Below are 441 nucleotides of genomic sequence, written 5' to 3'. Positions count from 1 at the left end.
TTTCTGATGTACTTGGGATATTTGTTTGTTCTGATGTTCCTGATTGCTCTAAGATACTTGGTTGTTTTGGTGTTTTTGATGGGCCTGGAATATTTGGATTCTCTGATGTTTCTGATGGGCCTGAAATACTTGGTTGTTCTGGTGTTCCTGATGGGCCTAGGATATTTGGTTCTTTGGATGTTCCTGGTTGACCCATGATACTGGGCGTTTCTGATGTTTCTAATGGGCCTGGAACATTTGGCTCTTTTGATGTTCCTGGTTGACCCGTGATATTTGGCTTTTCAGGTGTTTCTGATGAATCTGGAATATTTGGTTGTCCCGATGGACCTGGGATATTTGGCTCTTTTGATGTTCCTGGTTGATCTGTGATACTTGGTTGTTTTGGTGTTTCTGATTGATCCGTGATACTTGGTTCTTTCGATGTTCCTGGTTTACCTAGGA

At 42.0% G+C, this 441-nt stretch carries 1 protein-coding gene; it reads right to left on the bottom strand.

Features of this window, described 5'->3' with window-relative positions; translation table 11 throughout:
- Positions 1 to 441: hypothetical protein (locus FD31_RS14250; protein ID WP_201782120.1), on the bottom strand; the 441-nt coding region annotated here is incomplete at both ends.

The organism is Companilactobacillus nantensis DSM 16982 (assembly GCF_001435815.1).
GTDB classification, from domain to species: Bacteria; Bacillota; Bacilli; order Lactobacillales; family Lactobacillaceae; genus Companilactobacillus; species Companilactobacillus nantensis.
This window is presented reverse-complemented; position numbering and strand designations above follow the sequence as displayed.